Source organism: Vulcanisaeta sp. JCM 16161 (genome assembly GCF_001316285.1).
This window is the reverse complement of the sequence record NZ_BBDO01000016.1, coordinates 1-4,581: the sequence shown is the minus strand read 5'-3', so window position 1 is coordinate 4,581 and position 4,581 is coordinate 1. Positions and strand designations below refer to the sequence as shown.

Annotated in this window: 5 protein-coding genes and 1 pseudogene; 3 read left to right on the top strand and 3 right to left on the bottom strand. The window is 47.1% G+C overall.

Going from position 1 to position 4,581, the window contains the following annotated elements:
• The first annotated feature begins 262 nt into the window (after positions 1-262).
• From JCM16161_RS13345 to JCM16161_RS19300, 3 genes and pseudogenes are all read left to right on the top strand, one after another.
• Positions 263-454, top strand: coding sequence for a hypothetical protein (locus tag JCM16161_RS13345; protein ID WP_054856182.1), 192 nt, complete (start codon positions 263-265; stop codon positions 452-454).
• 113 nt (positions 455-567) lie between these two features.
• Positions 568-2,256: an alpha-mannosidase gene (locus JCM16161_RS13340; RefSeq protein WP_054856181.1), complete on the top strand. Its 1,689-nt coding sequence runs from the start codon at positions 568-570 to the stop codon at positions 2,254-2,256.
• A pseudogene (locus JCM16161_RS19300) lies at positions 2,199-3,187 on the top strand (hypothetical protein). Before JCM16161_RS13340 ends, JCM16161_RS19300 begins: the two are co-directional and overlap by 58 nt.
• Here the strand turns inward: JCM16161_RS19300 and JCM16161_RS13325 are convergent.
• The 3 genes from JCM16161_RS13325 to JCM16161_RS13315 form a co-directional block, all read right to left on the bottom strand.
• Entirely contained in the window at positions 3,182-3,403 is a 222-nt protein-coding gene (locus tag JCM16161_RS13325; protein ID WP_243671749.1) for a small nuclear ribonucleoprotein (Sm), read from the bottom strand. The pseudogene JCM16161_RS19300 and the gene JCM16161_RS13325 sit on opposite strands and share 6 nt — an antisense overlap.
• Positions 3,404-3,549: 146 nt before the next feature.
• Positions 3,550-4,008: a hypothetical protein gene (locus JCM16161_RS13320; protein ID WP_054856177.1), complete on the bottom strand. Its 459-nt coding sequence runs from the start codon at positions 4,006-4,008 to the stop codon at positions 3,550-3,552.
• A 167-nt stretch (positions 4,009-4,175) separates the two neighbouring features.
• Entirely contained in the window at positions 4,176-4,499 is a 324-nt protein-coding gene (locus tag JCM16161_RS13315) for a hypothetical protein (RefSeq protein WP_243671748.1), read from the bottom strand.
• Between the last annotated feature and the right edge of the window lie 82 nt (positions 4,500-4,581).

Here is a 4,581-nt window from a genome sequence, read left to right as displayed (position 1 = left end):
AATAAAAAAAATTCATAATATAGCAAAACATAATAACCATAACAACAAAACAAATATTAAACACCACAAAACAACAACTACAGAACACAAAAACAAAATCCCTAGCATAGCTCGACATACTATGAATATTTTCTGGTTTACCGAACCATGGCAAAATTTTGCCACGGAATGATTCAGGGAATAAGTCTCTAAATTCTTTTATGGTTTGTTTTTCATGGTTTGTGCGTTGTCTTTAAATTAGCGTTTATTGTTTTTGTTGTTAGTGCTTGTGGGTTTTGATTTGAGGGATGTTGGTGGTGTTAGGACTAAGTTGTTTTATCTTGAGGCTGCCTCAATAATGGGTGTTGACGCCGTTAATCTTGAGGCCTGTGGTGGTGCTTTGTGCGGTTCTGTCGTGGTTAGGGATTTTGGTGAGCCCTGGTTCTTCATTGATGTTGTTGGTGAGGGTACCTGAGGGTTGATGATCTTCAGTTCGCCGTTTTTAACTACGGTGATGAGGGTGAGAGTAGGTGGGTTAGGGCATCCCCGGGTAGGCACTCGTTATCGCTTGTTTTATCCCACGTCAGGATGTTTGGTGAGCGTAGGGTCAGCTTCAACGGCATGTACGTGGTTTATAGGGAGCCTTCGCTGTTCAACTTTGTCCTGAGGGCCAAGCTCCTGCTTGATGTTGCCGAGGCCTTTGATGACCTAAGGCTTGACTACCTGAAGGTCCTTAATGAGGCCCTTGACGTGGTTCCCCTGGACTCCGTGGCCAATTGGCAGTTGGAGTTCGCGGTTAAGGCGCGCATTGTTGAGCCTCCGGGCTTCGTTAGGGCATTGTTTAATTACTACGATGTTAAGGAATTGACGCACCTGAGGCCGCCGGACTTCAGCGAGCTTGGTAGAGCTGCTAAGGAGGGTTTGAGGGTTCTTGAGGAGGGTATTGAGGAGTTGAGGGTTAGGAGGGGCCGTAGGGGCGTCGTGTATGTGGCAGGGCATGCACACATTGATCTTGGTTGGCTGTGGAGTAGGGACGTGACTAGGGAGAAGGTTAGGAGGACGATAATCAACGTATTATCGCTACTTCAGTCCTACCCGGAGCTCACGTTCCTGGTATCAAACATGGCATACCTGAAATGGCTTAGTGAGGATAAGGATTTATGGTCTAGGATTAAGGACGCCATTAAGGCGGGCAGAGTAATACCAGTCGGCGGTATGTGGGTTGAGAGCGATACCAACCTGCCGGGTGGTGAATCTTTAGCGAGGCAATTCCTCTATGGGCAGAGGTTCCTCCTTAGGGAGTTTGGGTTTACGACGGAGATTGGGTGGTTGCCGGATACCTTCGGGTTCCCTGCCTCGTTACCGCAGATACTCAGGAAGGCAGGGATTAAGGTGTTCTTTGAGCATAAGATGTATTGGAACACGGTCAATAGGTTCCCATACTCCGTATTCCTGTGGGAGGGTATTGACGGTTCGGTAATACCCACGGTGAATTACGCAACCTATGGCGCGGACCTAACCCCAAGGCAGATAGCGAGGGCCTGGTCAGACCACACAAGCCCTGAGCTGCCGGCCTTCCTACCCTTCGGTAAGGGCGATGGTGGTGGTGGGCCGACGTGGTTGATGCTCGAGAGGTACAGGGCGTATAAGGACCTGCCTGGCATGCCGAGGCTTGTGATGGGTAATCTAAAGGACTTCATTAATGAGGTCCTGAGAGACGACTCACTACCGAGGTGGAGGGGTGAGCTATACCTAGAGATTCACAGGGGTGTATACACAAATGGCATAAGGCTCAAGCAGTTGGTTAGGGCTCTCGAGACGAGACTAAGGGAGTTGGAGGCCTTCAGCGTCATTGCCGGGGTCAGGAGGAACTACGAGGATCTTTGGCACCCATTACTCGAGGCTGAGTACCATGACCCAATGGGGGCTACGTCCACGAAGGCGGTCTATGAGGAGGTGGTTAATGAACTCGAGGAGGACCTAAGGAGGGTCAATGAGGAGTTAATGAGCGTGCTCAGGAAGGCCCTTGGCACTGGATCTTTCATAACCATTGTAAACCCACTGCCCTGGCCGCGCAGGGAGTTGGTCATGGTTGGGGAGGAATTGAGTGAGGTACCACGCAGAGGGTTGAGGGTGGCTACCTGGCCTTGGTTGATGTTCCTGCCCTTGGCTGGAGGTCCTTCGAGGTTGGTTCGGGGAATTCCTCGGGTGATGTTGGGGTGGGCAGTAATTATGTTGAGAATTCCCTTGTTAGGGTTGTCTTTGATGGCTCGCTGAGGATCTACGATAAGGAGGTTGGCAGGTGGGCCGTCGAGGACGGACACCTAATAGCCTGCGAAGACATGCCCAGTAGGTGGGATGGTTGGGACATAGACGCCTACTACAGGAGGGTTTGCAGGAGGTTGGAGCCTACGGGATTTAGTATCGTGGAGGGTGGACCATTGAGGGGCTGCATCGAGGTTGATTACAGGTTTAGGGAGTCAAGTATTAGGCAGAGGATTTGTGTGGGCGCCTTCAGTAGGCGTGTTGATGTGGAGAATGAGGTTGATTGGAGGGAGAGGCTGACACTGCTCAAGGCTGTTTATAAACTGGCATATTTGGGCAGAACGCATCCTTTGAGATACCCTATGGAGTGATTAATAGGCCGACGAGGCCCAGCAACACCTGGGAGGTCGCAAAGTTTGAGGTACCTGCCCTGCGCTGGGTCGATGTTTGGGACCCTGACTACGGCATCGCCATACTCAATGACGGTAGGCAGGGTTACTCAGTGGAGGAAAACACCATCGCAATAACACTGCTTAGGTCGCCGATTTACCCAAACCCATTCCTTGATTACGGGCGTAGTAAATTCACGTACGCAATATACCCACACCCAGGTGATTGGAGGGCAGCCCAAGTGCCCAGGAGGGCCTATGAGTTTAATCAGCCGCTAATCGTTGTTGAGGGTACGGGGGGCGGCGAGAGGTCATTCCTCGAGGTTGGGAACCCCGCGGTAATGCTCGAGGCGCTTAAGTGGGGTGAGGACTCGGGTATTGTGATGAGGCTTTACGAGACCTACGGGATAAACACGTGTACCGAGGTAAGGGGCTTCATTGGCGGTGAGGGTGTGGAGACGGATTTCTTGGAATTGAACAATTACGGCAGCGCAGACCTAGGCAACCTGTGCTTCAAGCCCTTCGAGATCAAGACCATACTCATCAAGTCATGAGGTTGACGGACTAATAAAAAGCACTGTGTCACCCCTAATAATCATTAAGCCACCCTTGACACCACCCTTAGGGTTGATCTCCTCCGTATTCGTTAATAACAGGTTTAGATGCTGGTCAAAACCAACAAGCACACCCCTAATCTCTGCACCATTCCTAAGCTTCACAAGAATCACCTTATTCAAATTCTTCTGCAACTCCTCATTAACAATCTCCATACAGCGAGGCATCGAGGTTAAAACCCTCAAACCATATTTTAAAGGTTAATCTCCACAAAACACCCACGAAAAATACATAGGAAACCTAATGTGCAAGCTCCATCGTAAGGCATATGAAAATCAATTGAAGAATCAGTAATAATTACTTAAGCCCTAATCTTTTCCAAATTTACCAGTTGATACGAATATAACCACTTGATATAAATTATGGGTTGGTTATCAAGTGTTTTGTAACCCCTTAATATCGTGGCTAAGTACGGCGTTGCCGTAACCTTAACCTGAAGCTTTAAATCAGCCATGCTAATTTCCACAATTAACTCAGCCGCGTCAGCACTCTTAATAGGTATTAAGTCCCAGGGACCAGCCTCAATTATGTTTCCGGTAAAAACTCGCCACGTACTAATTTCATTTATGATATTTTGCGGGCATTGAAACTTTGAGAGGAAGCCATTAAGTACGATATTAAAGTCGGGATAACCGCCGATGGGCGGACTCATAACAACATCAAGTACGAAAATACTCACTTCAGTCTCACAGCCATTAGCTAGCACGACATACCCCGGCTTTATTACTAATGTTCTGAACTTCATATTCATAACAATCATTATTTTTACAACCTCTTTAATGCTTTGCCATTATAGTGATATCTATATCTCCGTACAATCCCACTTTCAATGTAAGTACAGGCTTTAGATCGATGATTTTAACGACTCGTTTAACTTTAAGTTTTAATTGAATAAATGTTAGTAACGTAACTTCCATCTCAACTTCTTCATAATTTTCCGACGGCATTGAGAATCAACACCAACGTGCCGTTACTTAAGACGTGGGCGGTGTAGAACTCAATATTTTCATTTACCTTTCTGACCAGGTGTACCTCACCATCCATGTTAGTTATTATATAGAAAATGCCATCCTTAAGTTCCCTAATCTTAATTTCATTCTCATTCGCAACACTTGGGTCATAAGTGAGCAATGCCAAATCCTCCAACCTTACTTCATAGTTTTCAGGTTCTATAATTACCGCACTATGATGGGTAAAGCCAAGGTTCGACGCTGAACCACTGGTCCTAGATGCAATGCCCTGTAAAGGCAATATCATATAGATTAATTCTATTCTTAAGAATATTTTAAATTTATTCTCATTCCGTAAGGAAAGTAAATAACGACGTAGTTTT